The organism is Mycobacterium sp. UM_Kg1 (genome assembly GCF_000972925.1).
Lineage (GTDB): Bacteria > Actinomycetota > Actinomycetes > Mycobacteriales > Mycobacteriaceae > Mycobacterium > Mycobacterium hiberniae.
Genome location: NZ_JRMK01000040.1, coordinates 13442 through 31508, shown reverse-complemented (window position 1 = coordinate 31508; position 18067 = coordinate 13442). Strand labels below are relative to the sequence as shown.

14 protein-coding genes and 1 pseudogene are annotated in these 18067 nt (G+C 69.4%); 11 read left to right on the top strand and 4 right to left on the bottom strand.

Annotated elements, in window-relative coordinates:
- A pseudogene (locus LI92_RS08765) lies at window positions 1-305 on the top strand (succinate--CoA ligase subunit alpha); the annotation flags it as partial.
- A gap of 89 nt (window positions 306-394) precedes the next feature.
- Entirely contained in the window at window positions 395-1927 is a 1533-nt protein-coding gene (locus LI92_RS08760) for an acetyl-CoA acetyltransferase (RefSeq protein ID WP_046318130.1), read from the top strand.
- A gap of 2 nt (window positions 1928-1929) precedes the next feature.
- On the opposite strand, the gene LI92_RS08755 is transcribed toward LI92_RS08760, so the two are convergent.
- Window positions 1930-2778, bottom strand: a complete 849-nt coding sequence (locus tag LI92_RS08755) for an LLM class F420-dependent oxidoreductase (RefSeq protein ID WP_046318128.1) — start codon at window positions 2776-2778, stop codon at window positions 1930-1932.
- A 156-nt stretch (window positions 2779-2934) separates the two neighbouring features.
- On the opposite strand from LI92_RS08755, the gene LI92_RS08750 reads away from it, so the two are divergent.
- The 5 genes from LI92_RS08750 (at window position 2935) to purH (ending at window position 8196) form a co-directional block, all read left to right on the top strand.
- Window positions 2935-3831 carry a DUF5336 domain-containing protein gene (locus tag LI92_RS08750; RefSeq protein WP_046318125.1) on the top strand — a complete coding sequence of 299 codons (897 nt, stop codon included), beginning with the start codon at window positions 2935-2937 and terminating at the stop codon, window positions 3829-3831.
- A 45-nt stretch (window positions 3832-3876) separates the two neighbouring features.
- Entirely contained in the window at window positions 3877-5340 is a 1464-nt protein-coding gene (locus tag LI92_RS08745) for a cell division protein PerM (RefSeq protein WP_046318149.1), read from the top strand.
- Between the two features lie 86 nt (window positions 5341-5426).
- Window positions 5427-5888 (top strand): hypothetical protein, encoded by a 462-nt coding sequence (locus LI92_RS24315; RefSeq protein ID WP_286134960.1) that lies wholly within the window; start codon window positions 5427-5429, stop codon window positions 5886-5888.
- A 119-nt stretch (window positions 5889-6007) separates the two neighbouring features.
- Entirely contained in the window at window positions 6008-6634 is a 627-nt protein-coding gene (gene purN, locus LI92_RS08735) for a phosphoribosylglycinamide formyltransferase (RefSeq protein WP_046318124.1), read from the top strand.
- Complete coding sequence (gene purH, locus LI92_RS08730; RefSeq protein ID WP_046318121.1) at window positions 6631-8196, top strand: bifunctional phosphoribosylaminoimidazolecarboxamide formyltransferase/IMP cyclohydrolase; 1566 nt, start codon at window positions 6631-6633, stop codon at window positions 8194-8196. The genes purN and purH overlap by 4 nt, the downstream gene beginning before the upstream one ends.
- 6 nt (window positions 8197-8202) lie before the next feature.
- Here the strand turns inward: purH and LI92_RS08725 are convergent, their stop codons facing one another.
- Window positions 8203-9579, bottom strand: coding sequence for an HNH endonuclease signature motif containing protein (locus LI92_RS08725; protein ID WP_046318119.1), 1377 nt, complete (start codon window positions 9577-9579; stop codon window positions 8203-8205).
- A gap of 153 nt (window positions 9580-9732) precedes the next feature.
- Between LI92_RS08725 and LI92_RS08720 the strand changes: the two genes are divergently transcribed.
- Together LI92_RS08720 and LI92_RS08715 are read left to right on the top strand one after the other, a co-directional pair.
- Window positions 9733-11535 (top strand): N-acyl-D-amino-acid deacylase family protein, encoded by a 1803-nt coding sequence (locus tag LI92_RS08720; RefSeq protein ID WP_192830008.1) that lies wholly within the window; start codon window positions 9733-9735, stop codon window positions 11533-11535.
- 3 nt (window positions 11536-11538) lie between these two features.
- A complete protein-coding gene (locus tag LI92_RS08715) occupies window positions 11539-12126 on the top strand; it encodes a TetR/AcrR family transcriptional regulator (protein WP_046318114.1) in 588 nt (195 codons plus the stop codon).
- 10 nt (window positions 12127-12136) lie between these two features.
- Here LI92_RS08715 and LI92_RS08710 read toward each other — a convergent pair whose 3' ends face one another.
- Window positions 12137-13168 carry an alpha/beta hydrolase gene (locus tag LI92_RS08710; protein ID WP_046318112.1) on the bottom strand — a complete coding sequence of 344 codons (1032 nt, stop codon included), beginning with the start codon at window positions 13166-13168 and terminating at the stop codon, window positions 12137-12139.
- A gap of 91 nt (window positions 13169-13259) precedes the next feature.
- Here LI92_RS08710 and LI92_RS08705 point away from each other — a divergent pair, with 91 nt between their 5' ends.
- Together LI92_RS08705 and LI92_RS08700 are read left to right on the top strand one after the other, a co-directional pair.
- On the top strand, window positions 13260-14648 hold the full coding sequence (locus LI92_RS08705) for a sigma 54-interacting transcriptional regulator (RefSeq protein WP_046318144.1): 1389 nt from the start codon (window positions 13260-13262) through the stop codon (window positions 14646-14648).
- A complete protein-coding gene (locus tag LI92_RS08700) occupies window positions 14641-16668 on the top strand; it encodes a vWA domain-containing protein (RefSeq protein ID WP_046318110.1) in 2028 nt (675 codons plus the stop codon). The genes LI92_RS08705 and LI92_RS08700 overlap by 8 nt, the downstream gene beginning before the upstream one ends.
- A gap of 27 nt (window positions 16669-16695) precedes the next feature.
- Here the strand turns inward: LI92_RS08700 and LI92_RS08695 are convergent, their stop codons facing one another.
- Entirely contained in the window at window positions 16696-18054 is a 1359-nt protein-coding gene (locus LI92_RS08695; RefSeq protein ID WP_046318108.1) for a PPE family protein, SVP subgroup, read from the bottom strand.
- Window positions 18055-18067 lie beyond the last annotated feature (13 nt).

The following is an 18067-nucleotide window of genomic DNA, read 5'->3' as shown; positions in this document are numbered from 1 at the left end:
ATGTGTATAAGAGACAGGCAGACCCCGACACCAAGGTCATCGTGATGATCGGTGAGATCGGCGGCGATGCCGAGGAGCGGGCCGCCGACTACATCAAGGCCAACGTCACCAAGCCGGTCGTCGGCTACGTGGCGGGCTTCACCGCGCCGGAGGGCAAGACCATGGGCCACGCCGGTGCCATCGTGTCGGGCTCGTCGGGCACCGCGGCCGCCAAGCAGGAAGCGCTGGAGGCCGCCGGGGTGAAGGTGGGCAAGACGCCGTCGGCCACCGCCGCGCTGGCTCGGCAGATCCTCGAGAGCCTGTAGCCGTTTTTGGCAGTGAGCAGACGCAGAATCGCACGCAAGCAGGGCTTGCGGTGCGATTCTGCGTCTGCTCGCCGTAATGAGGTGAGTACATGAGTATCGATCCGCGCACTCCCGTCGTGGTGGGTGTCGGCCAGGCCGCTGAGCGCCTTGACGACCCCGGCTACCGTGCGATGTCGCCGGTGCAGCTGGCGGCCGCCGCCGCGCAGGCCGCACTGCAGGACTGCGGTGCGGGTGCGGGGGAGGTTGCCTCGGCCATCGACACTGTGGTGGCCACCCGGCAGTTCGAGATCTCGATCCCGAACATCCCTGCCCCGCTGGGGAAGTCGAACAACTTTCCGCGGTCGGTCGCGCGCCTGATCGATGCCGAACCGGCACGAGCGGTTCTGGACAAGGTGGGCGGTCAAGGGCCCCAGGCGTTGCTCACCGAATTCGGCGGCGAGATCGCGGCGGGCGCCTGCGACGTGGTGCTGCTGTGCGGATCCGACGCGACGTCGACCCTGCGTCACTTCGCCAAGGCAGACGACAAGCCGGATTTCAGCGAGACCATCGACGGGCAGCTCGAGGACCGCGGCTACGGCCTGGAGGAGTTCGTCGAGCGCTACACCGTCATCCACGGACTGACCGGGGCGACGGTTCAGTACGGCCTGTTGGAGAACGCCCGGCGTGCGCGGTTGGGCCTGAGCAAGTCCGACTATCTGCAAACCATGGCGGAGCTGTTCGCCCCGATGACCAAGATCGCCGCCAAGAACCCGTTCTCGGCTTCGCCGGTGGAGCGTTCGGTCGAGCAACTGGTCACCGTCAGCGCCGAGAACCGGATGATTTGCGACCCCTACCCGCGGCTGCTGGTGGCGCGCGACCAGGTCAACCAGGGCGCCGCGGTGCTGCTGATGTCGGTGGAGGCCGCCCAGCGCCTGGGTGTTCCCGAAGACCGCTGGGTGTACTTGCACGGGCATGCCGCGCTGCGTTCGCAGCGTCTGCTGGATCGCGCTGATCTGGGCGCCTACCCGGCGGCGGTGACGGCCACCACCGAGGCGCTGGAGATGGCGGGCATCGGCTTCGACGACGTGGCGGCCATGGACCTCTACAGCTGCTTCCCGGTGCCGGTCTTCGCCATGTGCGACGCCTTCGGTCTGTCCGCCGACGACCCACGCGGCCTGACCCTGACCGGCGGCCTACCCTTCTTCGGCGGCGCCGGCAACAACTATTCGATGCACGCGATCGCCGAGGCCGTCGCCTTCGCCCGCAGCGCCCCAGGGCAATTCGCCTATGTGGGCGCCAACGGCGGCATGATGAGCAAGTACGCGGCCGGGGTGTACTCGACCACCGCGGTGCCGTGGACGCCGGACCGCAGCGCGCAATTGCAGGCCCAGATCGATGCCGCGCCGACGGTCCCCGTCGTCGAGCGAGCCGAAGGCCCGGCCACCATCGAGACCTACAGCGTTCGCTACGACTGGGAGACCCGCACCGGGATCATCATCGGCCGCCTGGACGGCGACGGCAGCCGGTTCCTGGCGACGACCGAAGACGAAGACCTGGTGGCCCTGTTGTCCGACGGCGATCCGCTGGGTGCCGCGGTGACCGTGCACGCCTTCGACTACGGCAACCGCTGCTCCCTGCGCTGAGGTCAGCCGCTGAGCCCCAGCTTCGCGGCCAGCCGCTCGACGTAAGCCGCCACCTCCGCCTCGGACTTGTCCGGCAAGCCGAACAGCGTTTCGGTGACACCCAACTCGGCCCAGTGCGCCAACTTCTCGGGCACCGGCTTGAAGTCCAGCGCCACGATCTGCGGCGCTCCGTCACGGCCGGCCGCGGCCCAGGTGTCCTGCAGCAGCTTCACGGGCGCGTCGATGTCGAAGTCACGCGGCGTGGTGATCCAGCCGTCGGCGCTGCGCGCGATCCACTTGAAATTCTTCTCCGTTCCGGCGGCACCCACGAGCACCGGAACGTGCGACTGCACCGGCTTGGGCCAGGCCCAGCTCGCGCCGAAGTTCACGAATTCGCCCTCGTAGGACGCCTCCTCCTGCGTCCACAAGGCCCGCATGGCCTCCAGGTACTCCCGCAGCATGGTGCGCCGCCGCCCGGGCGGCACGCCATGATCGGCCAATTCATCGGTGTTCCAGCCGAATCCGACACCGAGACTGACACGGCCTCCGGACAGGTGATCCAGCGTGGCGATGGATTTCGCCAGCGTGATCGGATCATGCTCGACCGGCAGCGCCACCGCGGTAGACAACCGGACTCGCGACGTCACCGCACTCGCGGCGCCCAAGCTGACCCACGGGTCCAAGGTGCGCATGTAGCGGTCATCGGGCAGCGACTCGTCCCCGGTGGTCGGGTGAGCGGCTTGCCGCTTCACCGGAATGTGCGTGTGCTCCGGCACATAGAAGGTGGTGAAGCCGTGATCGTCGGCGAGTTTGGCGGCCGCTGCCGGGGCGATTCCGCGGTCACTGGTGAACAGTACGAGCCCGTAATCCATATCCGTGATTAGAACGTGTTCCTGTTTCCCGGGCAATGGGGGGGTCGGTATCGCACGGCGTTGAGCCACCGGGAAAACCCCCAAGTGCGCTAGCGTGGATGGTCGAAGCGCGCCGCACCGCCCAGAAGCGTCCTGCCCACAAGCACAGGAGAGGTCATGACCTACTCGCCCGGGACTCCCGGATTCCAGCCTTCTCAACCGTCCGGCCCCTACGGGCCGGCGACCCCGTCGTTCGCCAAGACGGGCGGGGAGGAGAGCAGATTGCCGCAGTATCTCCAGATCGCGGTGGTGGTGTTGGGGCTGGGTGTCTACCTGGCGAACTTCGGGCCGATAGTGACCATCACCGACGTCGACTACCCGCTGGTCCTCAGCGATGCCGGCAACACGGTGCCCCTGGCCGTGCTGGCCGCGCTGCTGGCCGGGGTGGCCTTGCTGCCCAAGGCGAAGAACTTCACCGCGGTGGTGGCCGTGGTCGCGGCATTGGGCGCCCTGCTGGCCATCTCGACCATCGCCGAGGCCAGCGGCAGCTACACCATCGGCTGGGGGCTGTGGCTGATCCTGGTCTTCAGCGTCCTGCAGGCCGCCGCCGCGACCGGGGTGCTGTTGCTGGAAGCCGGTGTGGTGACCGCGCCGACACCGCGCCCCAAGTACGACCCCTACGCCCAGTACGGGCTGCCGCCCGGCGGCAGCTACTACGGCCAGCCGGGCCAGCAGCAGGGCTACGGCCATCAGGGTCCCCAGACCCAGCAGGCTCCGCAGCAGTCCGGCTACCCGTCCTACGGCGGCGGTTACCCGTCGGCGCCCGGCAGCGGCGGCTTCGGCGCGCAGCAGGCGCCGTCGTCCGGTCCGTTCAACGCCGGCGGCCAGCAGTCCGCGCAGCACGGGCCGCCCACCCCGCCAACCGGATTCCCGTCCTACAACTCGCCTTCGACCGGCGGTTCGGCGAGCTCCTCCACCGGCGGCCAGAGCGCGTCCGGTTCGGGTCAGAGTTCGACGGGCGGCCAGCAGTCGCAGGGCGGCGGCTCCGCCTCGTCGGGGCCGTCGCAGCCCTAGTCACCTCCCGCGCGCCGAGTTGATCGTGCTCGTAGCGTGACTTCGGTGATCGGCGGCAAACCCGGCTCCAACCCGACGCGCGACCTGTTGCGGGTCGCCTTCGGCCCGTCGGTGGTGGCGTTGACGGTCATCGCAGCGGTGACGCTGCTGCAGTTGCTGATCGCGAACAGCGACATGACCGGCGCGTCGGGCGCCATCGCCAGCATGTGGCTGGGCGTGCATCAGGTGCCGATCTCCATCGGCGGCCGGGAACTGGGCGTGCTGCCGCTGATGCCGGTGCTGCTGATGGTGGCCGGAACCGCGCGCACCACGGCGCAGGCGACTGCCCCGGGCGCCTCGTGGTTCGTCATCCGCTGGATCGTGGCATCGGCGCTGGGGGGCCCACTGCTGATCGCGGCCGTCTCGCTGGCGATCATCCACGACGCGGCGTCGGTCATCACCGAACTGCAGACCCCGAATGCGCTGGGCGCCTTCGCCCACGTTCTCGGCGTGCACGCGATCGGCGCGGCGCTCGGTGTGGGGACCCGGGTGGGCCGGCGGGCGCTGGTGGAATTGCGTCTTCCGGATTGGCTGGCGGACTCGGTGCGGGCCGCGGTAGCCGGCTTGCTGGCGCTGTTCGGCCTTGCCGGGGCGGTGACAGTGCTCTCGCTGATCTGGCACTGGGGCACCATGGACGAGCTCTACGCGATCACCGATTCGGTGTTCGGTCAGCTCAGTCTGACCCTGCTGGCGGTGCTGTACGTGCCCAACGTGTTGGTCGGCGCGACCGCGATGGCGGTCGGCTCCAGCGCGCACATCGGGCCCGCGATGTTCAGCGCCTTCACCGTGCTGGGTGGCGACATTCCGGCACTGCCCATCCTGGCCGCAGCGCCCACGCCTCCCCTGGGGCCGGCGTGGGTGGCGCTGCTCATCATCGCGGCCGCCTCCGGGGTGGCCGTCGGGCAGCAGTGCGCCCGCCGGCCGCTGCCGCTGGGCCCGGCGCTGGCCAAGGTGGCCGCAGCGGCCCTGATTGCGGCGGTGGTGATGGCGCTGCTCGGCTTTGCCGGTGGGGGACCGCTGGGCAACTTCGGTGACGTCGGGGTGGATCAGCTGACCTTCGGGCCGTCGGTGTTCGGATGGTTCGCCGCGATCGGTGCGCTGACGGTGGTGATGATCGGTGGCGTCCGGGCCGACACGGTGGTGGCCCCGCAGCGAGTGTTGCCGCCGGCCCCGGTACGCCCCGCCGGGCCGGCCGCCGAACCGGGCGGTCCAGTCGCCGCACCGGACCCGGAGCCGGCTGCCGAGGATCCCGGTCCGCCCGGGGAACTCTTCGAGCCCGAGGAGATGTTCGACGCCGACTTCGAACCGGAGTTCGCCCCGGAGCAGGTGGCGCAGGACGTCGAGGTGAATTGGCCGCCGGCCCCGAAGCCGTCGCGCAGGGTCCAGGCCCATGCGCCGACCGAGCCGCCCGGGCCGCTGGAAGACCCGGAAGACCTGATGTTCACCGACGACGACGGATACGACCCCTAAAAAGAGGACCTCGGTCCCTTATATATGGGGCCGCCGGCTGATCGGATGGATGGTGCTGCCCGTCCCACCACCAGCCAGGGGCCGACATGACCGACGTCGTCAGTACGCCACCCGCCGAGGCGAACCTCCCGAGCAGCACCGGGCAGCACAGCCTGCGCATGCTGGCCGGTGCCCGAGCGCAGATGCTGGCCGGGCTGATTGTGCCGCCGAGCCATGAGCCGGTGCTCGACGTCGTCGCGGCGATCTGGTTGGACGGGGTGGAGACCGGGTTGACGATGAGCGAGGCGCCGGCCGGGACCCTCGGCCTGGCCGATGACCTGGCGGGGGCCCTCTACGACGAGCTGGCGGCCGCGGGGTTCTGCAGTGAGTACGCCGAGTTCCCGGAGTTGGACGACCCCGACTTTCAGGAGCTGGCATATGGCCGGGTGAGCAAGCTCGCCAAGGCCGTCCAGCCGATCGGCCATCCCGAGGTGACCTGGGACCTGACCGAGATCTGGACGGACGGTGTGGCAGCCGCACTGCGGGTCGCCCGCCGGCAGGCCCAGTAGCGACTCTGAGGCCAGGGATCGGGGTCGGGGCGGGACGAAACGCACCGGTCCCCACCGCCGCCGCGGGTGCGGGGCGGGGCCGTCACGGCAGGGCGGTGCAACCATTAGGCTCAGTCAACGTGCAACCGATCCATGTGGCTCCCAGCGTCCCCGCCCGGCTGGTGGTGCTGGCGTCGGGCACCGGGTCGCTGCTCGAGTCGTTGCTGGCCGCTGCGGTGGCCGACTACCCCGCGCGGGTGGTCGCCGTCGGCACCGACCGGGACTGCCGGGCGGTGGAAGTCGCCGAGGCGGCCGGTCTGCCGGTGTTCACCGTGCGGATGGGGGACTATCCCAACCGGGCGGCCTGGGACCTGGCCCTGGCGGAGGCCACCGCGGCGCACAGCCCCGATCTGGTGGTGTCGGCCGGATTCATGAAGATCCTCGGATCACACTTCCTGTCCCGGTTTCTGGGGCGCACCGTCAACACCCATCCGGCGCTGCTGCCGGCGTTCCCGGGTGCGCATGCCGTGCCCGACGCACTGGCCTACGGGGTCAAGGTCACCGGCTGCACCGTGCATCTGGTGGACGCCGGAACCGACACCGGGCCGGTGCTGGCCCAGGAGCCCGTCGCCGTGCTCGACGACGACGACGAAGACACCCTGCATGAACGCATCAAAACAGTGGAGCGCAAGCTCCTGGTGGACGTGCTGGCCGCCTTGGCGACCGGTGGCGTGACCTGGAACGGACGAAAGGCAACCCTAGGATGACCGACGGCAAGCGACCGATTCGTCGGGCGTTGATCAGCGTCTACGACAAGACTGGACTGGTCGAGCTGGCCGCCGGCCTGCACGCCGCCGGCGTGGATATCGTCTCCACCGGATCGACAGCCAAGTCGATTGCGGCCAAGGGTATTCCGGTAACGCCGGTTGAGCAGGTGACCGGTTTCCCGGAGGTGCTCGACGGTCGAGTCAAGACGCTGCACCCGCGGGTGCACGCCGGTCTGCTCGCCGACCTGCGCAAGCCCGAGCACGCCGCGGCGCTCGCGGACCTGGAGATCGCCGCGTTCGAGCTGGTGGTGGTCAACCTCTACCCCTTCAGCGAGACAGTCGCGTCCGGGGCCGGTGAAGACGAGTGCGTCGAGCAGATCGACATCGGGGGTCCCTCGATGATCCGGGCGGCGGCCAAGAACCACCCGAGCGTGGCTGTGGTGGTCGATCCGCTGGGCTACGACGGCGTACTGGCCGCGGTCAACGCCGGCGGATTCACGCTTGCCCAACGCAAGCGACTGGCGGCATTGGCGTTTCGGCACACCGCCGAATACGACGTCGCGGTTGCCGGCTGGATGACCGCGACGCTGGCGCCCGAGGAGCCGCAGCAGGACCTGCCGGAATGGTTCGCGCGCACCTACCGCCGCTCCGCGCAGCTGCGCTACGGCGAGAACCCGCACCAGCAGGCCGCTCTCTACTGTGACGGCGGCGCCTGGCCGGGCCTGGCCCAGGCGGAGCAGCTGCACGGCAAAGAGATGTCCTACAACAACTTCACCGATGCCGACGCAGCGTGGCGGGCCGCGTTCGATCACGAAGAGACGTGCGTGGCCATCATCAAACACGCCAATCCGTGCGGCATCGCGATCTCGGCGATCTCGGTGGCCGACGCGCACCGCAAGGCCCACGAGTGCGACCCGCTGAGCGCGTTCGGCGGGGTGATCGCCGCCAACACCACGGTCAGCGTGGAGATGGCCGAGTACGTCAGCACCATCTTCACCGAGGTGATCGTCGCGCCGGCTTACGAGCCGGGTGCCGTGGAAATCCTGTCCCGCAAGAAGAACATTCGCGTGCTGTTGGCCTCCGAGCCGCTGCGCGGCGGCACGGAGTGGCGCCAGATCAGCGGCGGGCTGCTGATGCAGAGCCGCGACAGCCTCGACGCCTCCGGCGACAACCCGGTGAACTGGACGCTGGCCACCGGATCGCCCGCTGACCCGGCCACGCTGGCCGACTTGGTCTTCGCCTGGCGGGCCTGCCGCGCGGTGAAGTCCAACGCGATCGTCGTCGCGGGCGATGGAGCCACCATCGGCGTGGGCATGGGACAGGTCAACCGGGTCGACGCGGCCCGGTTGGCGGTGGAGCGCGGCGGTGACCGGGTGGCCGGTGCGGTCGCAGCCTCCGACGCGTTCTTCCCGTTCCCCGACGGGCTGCAGACACTGACCGCGGCCGGGGTCAAGGCGATCGTGCACCCGGGCGGCTCGGTGCGCGACGACGAGGTGACCGCGGCGGCCGCCGAGGCGGGCATCACCCTGTATCTGACCGGGGCGCGGCACTTCGCGCACTAGACCCGGCTAGGGACCCTCGTCGTCCCCGGTACCGGAATCGTTGTCGCCCAGCAGTTTTTCGGGGTGGTGGTAGTGGTTGGTCCGGGGTTGGCCGCGGTCGAGGTGCGGTGGGGGCAGGGTTTGGGTGGTGCCGTCGTGGCGTTTGCGGGTTTTCCAGCCGCTTGAGGTGCTCAGTCGGTGGTGGGGGCCGCAGCGCAGGGTGAGTTCGTCGATGTGGGTGCGGCCGGTGGTGGCGTAGTCGGTGTCGTGGTGGACTTCGCAGAGGTATCCCGGTACCGGGCAGCCGGGGTGGGAACAGCCGCGCTCTTTGGCGTGCAAAACAATGCGCTGGCCCGGTGTGGCCAGGCGTTTGGTGTGAAACAGCCCGAGTTCTTGGGCGCCGTGGTAGATGCGCAGGTAGTGGTGGGCATGGGAGGCCATGGCCACCACATCCGACATCGGCAGCCAGGTGCCGCCGCCGGTGTGGGCTTTGCCGGTGCCGGATTCCAGGTCGGCAAGGGTGGTGGAGACGATGAGGGTGGCCGGCAATCCGTTGTGTTGACCCAGTTCTCCGGAGGCGAGCAGGGCTCGGCCCATGGCGGTCAGGGCGTCGTGGTTGCGTTGTGCGGCGCTGCGGGTGTCGGCGTCGATGGCGGCTTGGCTGGGGGTGCCTTTCACACAGGGAGCGGGGTCGTTCGGATTGCACATGCCGGGGGCGGCCCAGCGGGCCAGGACGGCGTCGAGGGTGGCGCGGGCTTGGGGGTCGAGGTGGCCGGTGATGGGGCTCATGCCGTCGCGGTCTTGCGGCCCGAGGGTCAGCCCGCGGCGGCGGGCCCGCTGTTCATCGGTGTAGTTGCCGTCGGGGTGCAGGTAGTCGGCGAGGCGTTGGGCGAGTTTGGTCAGGTCCTCGGGCCGGTAGGCGGTGGCCAGCTCGGTGAGGTGGCGTTCGGCCTGGGTCAGGGTTCCGGAATCGATGGTGTCGGGCAGGTAGTGGAAGAAGGACCGGATCACCGAGATGTGCGCGGCGCTGATCTGGCCGGCGCGTTGAGCGGCTGACACCGCGGGCAGCGCCGGTTCCAGCGGTTGGCCGGTGAGGCTGCGGCGGGCTCCGAGTTCGGCGGCGTCGGTGATGCGGTGGCCGGCCTCACCCCGGGTGATGTGGAGTTCGTCGGCGAGCACCCAACGGGGCTTGCCGCCGAGTTCGGCGGGCTCGGTGCCGGCCACCCGGTTGACCATCGGATGTTCCAGGGCGGGCAGCCTGCGCCGCAGCTTCTCGCAGCGCTGCAGCAGTGCCAGGCATTCCCGCGGTGTCAGCGCCTCGAAGTCCAGATCCAGCGCCCGATCCAGGTCAGCCGAGAGCGCGTCGAAGACTTCGACGACCTCTTCACGGCTATTCGAACGCATGTGCTAATAGTAACTGCGCCGTCCGACAGGTCGCCGAACTTATCCACAGCCAAAACTGCTCTGGCGCAAGTGATTAGAGTGACAGCTGCTGCGCGAGGGGGGCACCGGTCGACCGCTGACCCTTGACAGAAAGATTGTAGGCGCTCACTATCTATCTCAACTTCGAAGTGGGGAGACGTCGTGGCCTATGACGTGATCATTCGTAACGGACTGTGGTTCGACGGGCTGGGCAACGTCCCCCAAGTTCGCACCCTGGGCATCCGCGGCGGTCTGGTCGCCGACGTCGTCGCGGGGGAGCTGGACGAGACCGGCTGCCCAGAGGTGATCGACGCGGCCGGCAAGTGGGTGGTGCCGGGCTTCATCGACGTGCACACCCACTACGACGCCGAGGTGCTGCTGGACCCGGGTCTGCGGGAGTCGGTGCGGCACGGCGTCACCACGGTCCTGCTGGGCAACTGCTCGCTGTCGACGGTGTACGCCGAATCCGAGGACGCCGCCGACCTGTTCAGCCGGGTCGAGGCGGTCCCGCGCAAGTTCGTGCTGGACGCGCTGCAGTCCAAGAAGACCTGGTCGACGCCCGCCGAGTACGTTCGCGCCCTCGAGGAATTGCCCCTGGGGCCCAACGTCGGCTCCATGCTTGGACATTCGGATCTGCGGACCGCGGTGCTCGGCCTGGACCGCGCCACCACCGAGGGTGTGGTGCCCACCGATGCCGAGCTGGAGAAGATGGCTGCCCTGCTCGACGACGGGCTGCAAGCCGGGCTGCTGGGAATGTCGGGGATGGACGCGCCGATCGACAAGCTCGACGGCGACCGGTTCCGTTCCCGGGCGCTGCCGTCGACCTTCGCCACCTGGCGCGAGCGCCGGCGCTTGATCAAGGTGCTGCGCAAGCGCGGCCGGATGCTGCAGAGCGCACCCGACGTCCGAAACCCGTTGACGGCATTGAACTTCTTCCTGGCCAGCAGTGGGATGTTCGGGCGGCGACGCGGCGTGCGGATGAGCCTGCTGGTCTCTGCGGACGCCAAGTCGGCACCGGGCGCGGTCCGCGTCTTCGGTCCCGGTGCCCGGCTGCTCAACGCGGTGCTGGGCTCCAGCGTCCGATTCCAGCACCTGCCGGTGCCCTTCGAGTTGTATTCCGATGGAATCGATCTGCCGGTGTTCGAGGAGTTCGGCGCGGGGACCGCCGCACTGCACCTGCGCGATCAGCTGGAGCGCAACGAGTTGCTGGCCGACACCGACTACCGCCGCCGGTTCCGCAAGGCGTTCGACCGCAAGAAGCTCGGACCGAGCTTGTGGCACCGGGACTTCCACGACGCCGTGATCGTCGAATGCCCGGACGCCGGCCTGATCGGCAAGAGCTTCGGCCAGATCGCCGACGAGCGCGGACTGCACCCCCTCGACGCGTTCCTGGATGTGCTGGTGGACAACGGCGAACGCAACGTTCGCTGGACCACCGTGGTGGCCAACCACCGGCCCAAGCAGCTGGACAAGCTGGCCAACGATCCGGTGATCCACATGGGCTTCTCCGACGCCGGCGCGCACCTGCGCAACATGGCCTTCTACAACTTCTCGTTGCGCCTGCTCAAGCGCGTCCGCGACGCCGAGGCGGCCGGGCGGCCCTTCATGAGCATCGAGCGGGCCGTGTACCGGCTGACGTCGGAAGTCGCAGACTGGTTCGGCTTCGACGCCGGAACCTTGCGGCAAGGCGACCGTGCCGACTTCGTGGTGATCGACCCGGCGGGCCTGACCGACGCCGTGGACGCCTACCACGAGGAGAAGGTGCCGTTCTACGGGGACTTGAGCCGCATGGTCAACCGCAACGACGACGCCGTCGTGGCGACCGGCGTGGGTGGGGCCGTGGTGTTCCGCAGCGGGAAGTTCTGCGACGGCTACGGCCAGACGGTGAAGTCGGGCCGTTTCCTGCGCGCCGGATCATCTGAGTTGCAAGCGGTGTAGCGCGTGGCCAGAACCCAGCAACAGCGTCGGGAAGCCACTGTCGCCGGCCTACTCGACGCCAGCATCGCCACCATCGCCGAGATCGGCTACGCCCGGGCGTCGGCCAAGGTGATCGCGGCGCGGGCCGGGGTCTCCGACGGGGCGTTGTTTCGGCATTTCGCCACCATGGGCGACTTCATGGCGGCCACCGCACAAGAGGTGCTGCGGCGTCAGCTCGAGCAGTTCGACAAGCAGGTGGCGCAGATCCCCGCGGAGGTGCCCGCACTGGAAGCGGTGCTGTCGGTGCTGCGTGACCTGACTACGAACTCCACCAACGCGGTGCTCTACGAACTGCTGATCGCCGCGCGCACCGACGACAAGCTGCGCGCGGTGCTGCGCGACGTGCTGGCCGAATACGGCGACAAGATCTGCGACACCGCCAGGGCGCTGCCCGCCGCCGACGCCTTTCCGCCGGAGGTATTCCCGAACGTGGTTGCGCTGCTGACCAATACCTTCGACGGGGCGGCGATCGTCGGCGCGGTCCTGTCGCAGCCGGAGATCGACGCCAACCGCATTCCGCTGCTGCTCACCCTGTTGGCGGGCGAGGCCTAGAAACCGTCGTTCAGGCGCTTTCGGGGTCGGCCCACCGTGACCCGGGCTGTGCGCAGCCGGTGATGTAGCCGACGAAGTCGGCGATCTCTTCGACCGCCTGGCGAGCGTCGGGGTTGACGTCGAAGGTGAGCTGGAACATGTGCAAAGCGCGATCCCAGATCTGAACCCAGTTCGGCACACCGGCGGCGCTGAGTTTGTCGGCCAGCACAAAGGCGTCGTTGCGCAGCATCTCGTCGTTGCCGACCTGCAGCAGGAACGGTCCCAGTCCGCGCAGCTCGGCTTCGGGCGGCATCACCGGCAGCTCGCGGGTGCCGTTCACCGTGGCGAACACCCGGTAGATGAACATGAACGCCATGAACGGAAAGAACGGGTCGCGGTGGGTGCGCGCGGCCTGGCGCTTGATCTCCATGTCCGCCGAGGTCAGCGGTGACATCAGCACCTGACCGGCGGGCGCCGGTAGCCCGGCGTCACGTGCGGCGAGCGCGGTGTTGACCGCCATCAGGCCGCCCGCAGAATCCCCGGCCACCACAATGCGATCCGCGGTGAATCCAGCCTCCAGCACGTGCCGGTAGGCGCACAGCCCGTCCGCAACGGCCTCGTCGATGCCGGCCAGCGGCGCCAGCCGGTAGCCGACGTTGAACACCTTCGCGCCGGTGGCTTCGGAGAGCTTGCTGGCGAAGCGGCGGTGCGAGTTGAGGCCGAGGGTCACCAGCGCCGAACCGTGGAAGTACACGATCGCCCGGTCCGAGTCGCGGGCGCTGGGGGCCACGACCCACTCCGCCGGGCAGTCGGTCAGCCGCAGCGGTGTCACCTCGGTCCCCGGCAGCGCGCGAATGTAGCGCAGCGGCTGGTCGATGAGGTCCAGCCGGGCCCGTTGCAGTGCGGCCGGCCAGAACCGGTTGACGACCAGACCGATCAGCGTCAGCGCTGCGATCGAGGTGCGCAAAAAGATCGCGGCGGCCACCGCCAGTACGCGGGCCTCCCAGGAAGCCGGACCGAAATACGTCTGAGCCGGTCGTTCACGCCAATCCGGTAGGTTCACGGTACCGATGGTACTGGGTACTTGGGTCGGCGATACGCCGGGAGGCCGTGACGGACCTTCGCGCCCGTCGTAGCGTGGAGTGGTGACCGCGCTGAATGCCCCGCACGATCTGCCCAAAACTGTCGGCGAGCTGCGTGCCGCCGGCCATCGTGAGCGGGGGGTGAAACAGGAGATCGCCGAGAACCTGCTGGCGCGTCTCGGCGCCGGGGACGACGCCGCGGCCATCTGGCCCGGAATCTTCGGTTTCGACGAGACCGTGCTGCCGCAGCTGGAGCGTGCGCTGATCGCCGGTCACGACATCGTCCTGCTCGGCGAACGCGGGCAGGGCAAGACCCGGCTGCTGCGGGCCCTGACCGGACTGCTCGACGAGTGGACGCCGGTGATCGCCGGAGCCGAACTCGGTGAGCATCCGTACTCGCCGATCACGCCGGAGTCGATCCGGCGGGCCGCGGAGCTCGGCGACGACCTGCCCGTTGCCTGGCGCCACCGCAGCGAGCGTTACACCGAGAAACTGGCCACGCCCGACACCAGCGTCGCCGATCTGGTCGGCGACATCGACCCCATCAAGGTGGCCGAGGGCCGCAGCCTGGGCGACCCCGAGACCATCGCCTACGGGCTGATCCCGCGTGCCCACCGCGGGGTGGTCGCCGTCAACGAGCTGCCCGACCTTGCCGAGCGCATCCAGGTGGCGATGCTCAACGTCATGGAGGAGCGCGACATCCAGGTGCGGGGCTACACCCTGCGGCTGCCGCTGGACGTGCTGGTGGTCGCCAGCGCCAACCCGGAGGACTACACCAACCGCGGCCGCATCATCACGCCGCTCAAGGACCGCTTCGGCGCCGAGATCCGCACGCACTATCCGCTGGAACTCGACGCCGAGGTCGGCGTGATCGCCCAGGAAGCGCACCTGAGCGCCCAGGTGCCCGACTACCTGCTGGCGGTGCTGGCCCGCTTCGCGCGCTACCTGCGTGAGTCCCGCTCGGTGGACCAGCGCTCCGGCGTCTCAGCGCGTTTCGCGATCGCCGCCGCGGAGACGGTCGCCGCCTCGGCGCGGCATCGTGGCGCGGTACTGGGCGAGACCGATCCGGTGGCCCGGGTGGTCGATCTGAGCACCATCATCGACGTGCTGCGCGGAAAGCTGGAGTTCGAATCCGGCGAAGAGGGCCGCGAACAGGCGGTGCTGGAGCACCTGCTGCGCCGGGCGACCGCCGATACCGCATCGCGGGCGCTGGGCGGGATCGACGTGGGACCGCTGGTAGCGGCGGTCGAGAATACCGCGGTGACCACCGGGGAACGGATCTCGGCCAAAGCAGTGCTGGCTGCGCTGCCGGATCTGCCGGTGATCGATGCCGTCGCGCAGCGTCTGGGAGCCGAATCCGACGGCGAGCGCGCGGCGGCACTCGAATTGGCTTTGGAAGCGCTCTATTTGGCCAAGCGCATCGACAAGACGTCTGACGAGGGCGAAACCGTCTATGGCTAGAAGCCACTCCTCCCGGTATTCGGCCTACAGCGGTGGGCCGGATCCCCTTGCGCCTCCGGTAGACCTGGCCGAGGCGCTGGAGGAGATCGGTCGTGACGTCATGGAGGGGACGTCGCCGCGCCGAGCGCTGCAGGAGCTCCTGCGCCGCGGGACCAAGAACTTGACCGGGGCCGACCGGCTTGCCGCCGAGGCGCAACGACGACGACGGGAGCTGTTGCGCCGCAACAATTTGGACGGCACCCTGGCCGAGGTCAAGAAGTTGCTCGACGAAGCGGTGCTCGCCGAGCGCAAAGAACTGGCCCGAGCGCTGGACGACGATGCGCGCTTCGGGGAGATGCAACTGGAGGCGCTGTCGCCGTCACCGGCCAAAGCGGTGCAGGAGCTGGCGGACTACGACTGGCGCAGCAGTCAGGCCCGGGAGTCCTACGAGAAGATCAAGGACCTGCTGGGCCGCGAGATGCTCGACCAGCGTTTCGCCGGAATGAAACAGGCGCTCGAAGGTGCGACCGACGCCGACCGGCAACGGGTCACCGACATGCTCGACGATCTCAACGACCTGCTGGACAAGCATTCGCGCGGCGAGGACACCCAGCAGGACTTCCAGCAGTTCATGGACAAGCACGGCGAGTTCTTTCCGGAGAACCCCCGCAACGTCGAGGAGTTGCTGGATTCGCTGGCCAAGCGTGCGGCGGCGGCACAGCGTTTCCGCAACAGCCTCAGTGAGCAGCAGCGGGCCGAGCTGGATGCGTTGGCCGAGCAGGCTTTCGGCTCCCCGGCGCTGCAGCAGGCGCTGGGACGTCTGGACGCGCACCTGCAGGCGGCCCGGCCTGGCGAGGACTGGGCCGGCTCGGCGGAGTTCTCCGGCAACGACCCGCTCGGCATGGGGGAGGGCGCCCAGGCGCTGGCCGACATCGCCGAACTCGAACAGCTGGCCGAGCAGCTGTCCCAGGCGTATCCCGGTGCGAGCATGGAGGACGTCGACCTCGACGCACTGGCCCGCCAACTCGGCGACCAGGCCGCGGTCGACGCGCGCACCCTCGCCGAGCTGGAACGCGCCCTGCTCAATCAGGGATTCCTCGACCGCAGCTCCGACGGGCAGTGGCGACTGTCGCCCAAAGCGATGCGCCGGCTCGGCGAAACCGCGCTTCGCGATGTGGCCCGCCAGCTTTCCGGGCGCCGGGGCGAGCGCGACCACCGCCGGGCCGGAGCGGCAGGTGAGTTGACCGGGGCGACCCGGCCCTGGCAGTTCGGCGACACCGAGCCGTGGAACGTCACCCGGACCCTGACCAACTCAGTACTTCGGCAAGTCGCCGAACCCCGGTTCGACGGGACAGAGGCGAAGCTCGGAGCGCCGCGTGGACCCGGCACCCCGGGAAGGCGCCTGTCGATCAGCGTCGAAGACGTCGAAGTCTCCGAGACCGAGACCCGCACCCAGTCGGCTGTGGCGCTGCTGGTGGACACGTCGTTCTCGATGGTGATGGACAACCGCTGGTTGCCGATGAAGCGCACGGCGCTGGCGCTGAACCACCTGATCAGCACCCGGTTCCGGTCAGATGCGTTGCAGATAATCGCATTCGGCCGCTACGCACGCACCGTGACCGCGGCCGAGCTGACCGGCCTGGAGGGCGTCTACGAGCAGGGCACCAACCTGCACCATGCGCTGGCGCTGGCCAGCCGGCATCTGCGCCGGCACCCCAACGCCCAGCCGGTGGTGCTGGTGGTCACCGACGGGGAACCGACGGCGCACCTGGAGGACTATGACGGACGCGGCACGGCCGGTCCCGCGGTGTTCTTCGACTACCCGCCGCACCCGCGAACCATCGCCCACACCGTCCGGGGCTTCGACGACGTCGCCCGGCTCGGTGCGCAGGTGACGATCTTCCGGTTGGGCGACGACCCCGGCCTGGCCCGCTTCATCGATCAGGTGGCGCGGCGGGTTCAGGGCCGGGTGGTGGTGCCCGAGCTCGGGGGACTGGGCGCAGCCGTGGTCGGCGACTACCTCAGGTCGCGGCGCCGATAGCCCGCGCCGGCCGGGGGACGCGCCGGGTTACCGGCTCAGCAGCCGGCGCTTCTGTTCGGCGAACTCCTCACCGGACAGGTAACCGGCATCGTGCAGTTCGCCGAGCTCGCGGATTCCGGCGGCCAGTTCGGCCACCGAGGCCAGCGGGGTGTGCGCCGGGCTCGCCGGCTGTCCCGCCGAACCCGTGGACGGCGCGCCCGCCCGCGCGGCCGCGGGTTCCGTGGGCGGTTTGGCCGATTCCCCGCGGCGCTGGTTCATCGCGCCGGCCAACGCACTGCCGCCCATCCCGGCCAGAGCCATCTGCCCGAATGCCGCGCCCAGACCGGCCGGCGAGGCAGGCGACGCGGCGCTGCCCAGCGGTGTCGAGAAGCTGGCGTGGCGGATCTCCGGCGCTGTCTCGGCCCAGCTGATGGGCACCGAGAGGGTCCCGAGGGGGAAGGCCTCGCCGATGGCTGACACCACCGGCACGTGGGGAACGCGGAGGGTGTCGATCGAGGGCAGTTCGGCGTGCGCGCCCAGCTGGTCCAGGGCTTCCAAGATATTTCGTTGACCAGCACGGAGGATGTCCTGGGTGTCGAAGATCTCGCGCGAGTCCTGCTCCGAGAAGTGCATCGCGGCACCCGACAGCCACACGCCCAGGATTGACATGGGCAGGGCGATTCCGAGGGCGGTCTCGTCGGCGACGACTCCCAGCCACTGGAAGAACGAGGGTGGACCATCCCCAATCAATCCGGCCAGAGCGGGCAGCGGCGTTTGGGATTCCGCCGGACCGACTGCCGGCAGTGCGGACGCCAGCCGGGCGCCCAACGTCTGTGCCATGTTGGCCGCGGAACTTCCGTTCTGGCTCAGCGGCCCCGCGGGGTTGGCGGTCTGCGGCGGCGGGGCGAACGGCTCCAGTTCCCGGGCGGACTGCGCCAGCGCCGCGTAGCCGTACATAGCGGTGGCATCCTGCGCCCACATCTCCGCGTACTGGGCTTCGGTGGCCGCGATGGCCGCGGCGTTCTGGCCCAGCACATTGGTGGCCAGCAAGGTCATCAACTGCGCACGGTTGGCCGCGATCACCGACGGGGGCACGGTCAAGGCGAACGCCGCCTCGTAGGCCGCCACCGCCGCCTGGGCCTGCATCGCCACTTTCTCGGCCTGACCGCCGGTGGTGTTCAACCAGGCCGTGAAGGGTGTGGCCGCGGCCACCATGGCGGTGGCCGAGGGACCCGACCATGCTGCGCTGGTCAACTCCGCGATCACCGACTCGTAGGCGGCGGCCGCCGCATGCAGTTCGGCGGCCAGCCCGCTCCAGGCCGTCGCGGCGGCAAGCATCGGCCCCGCACCGGGACCGGTGTACATCAGGCCGGAGTTGACCTCCGGAGGCAATGCCGCGAAGTTCATCGGCTAGGCACGC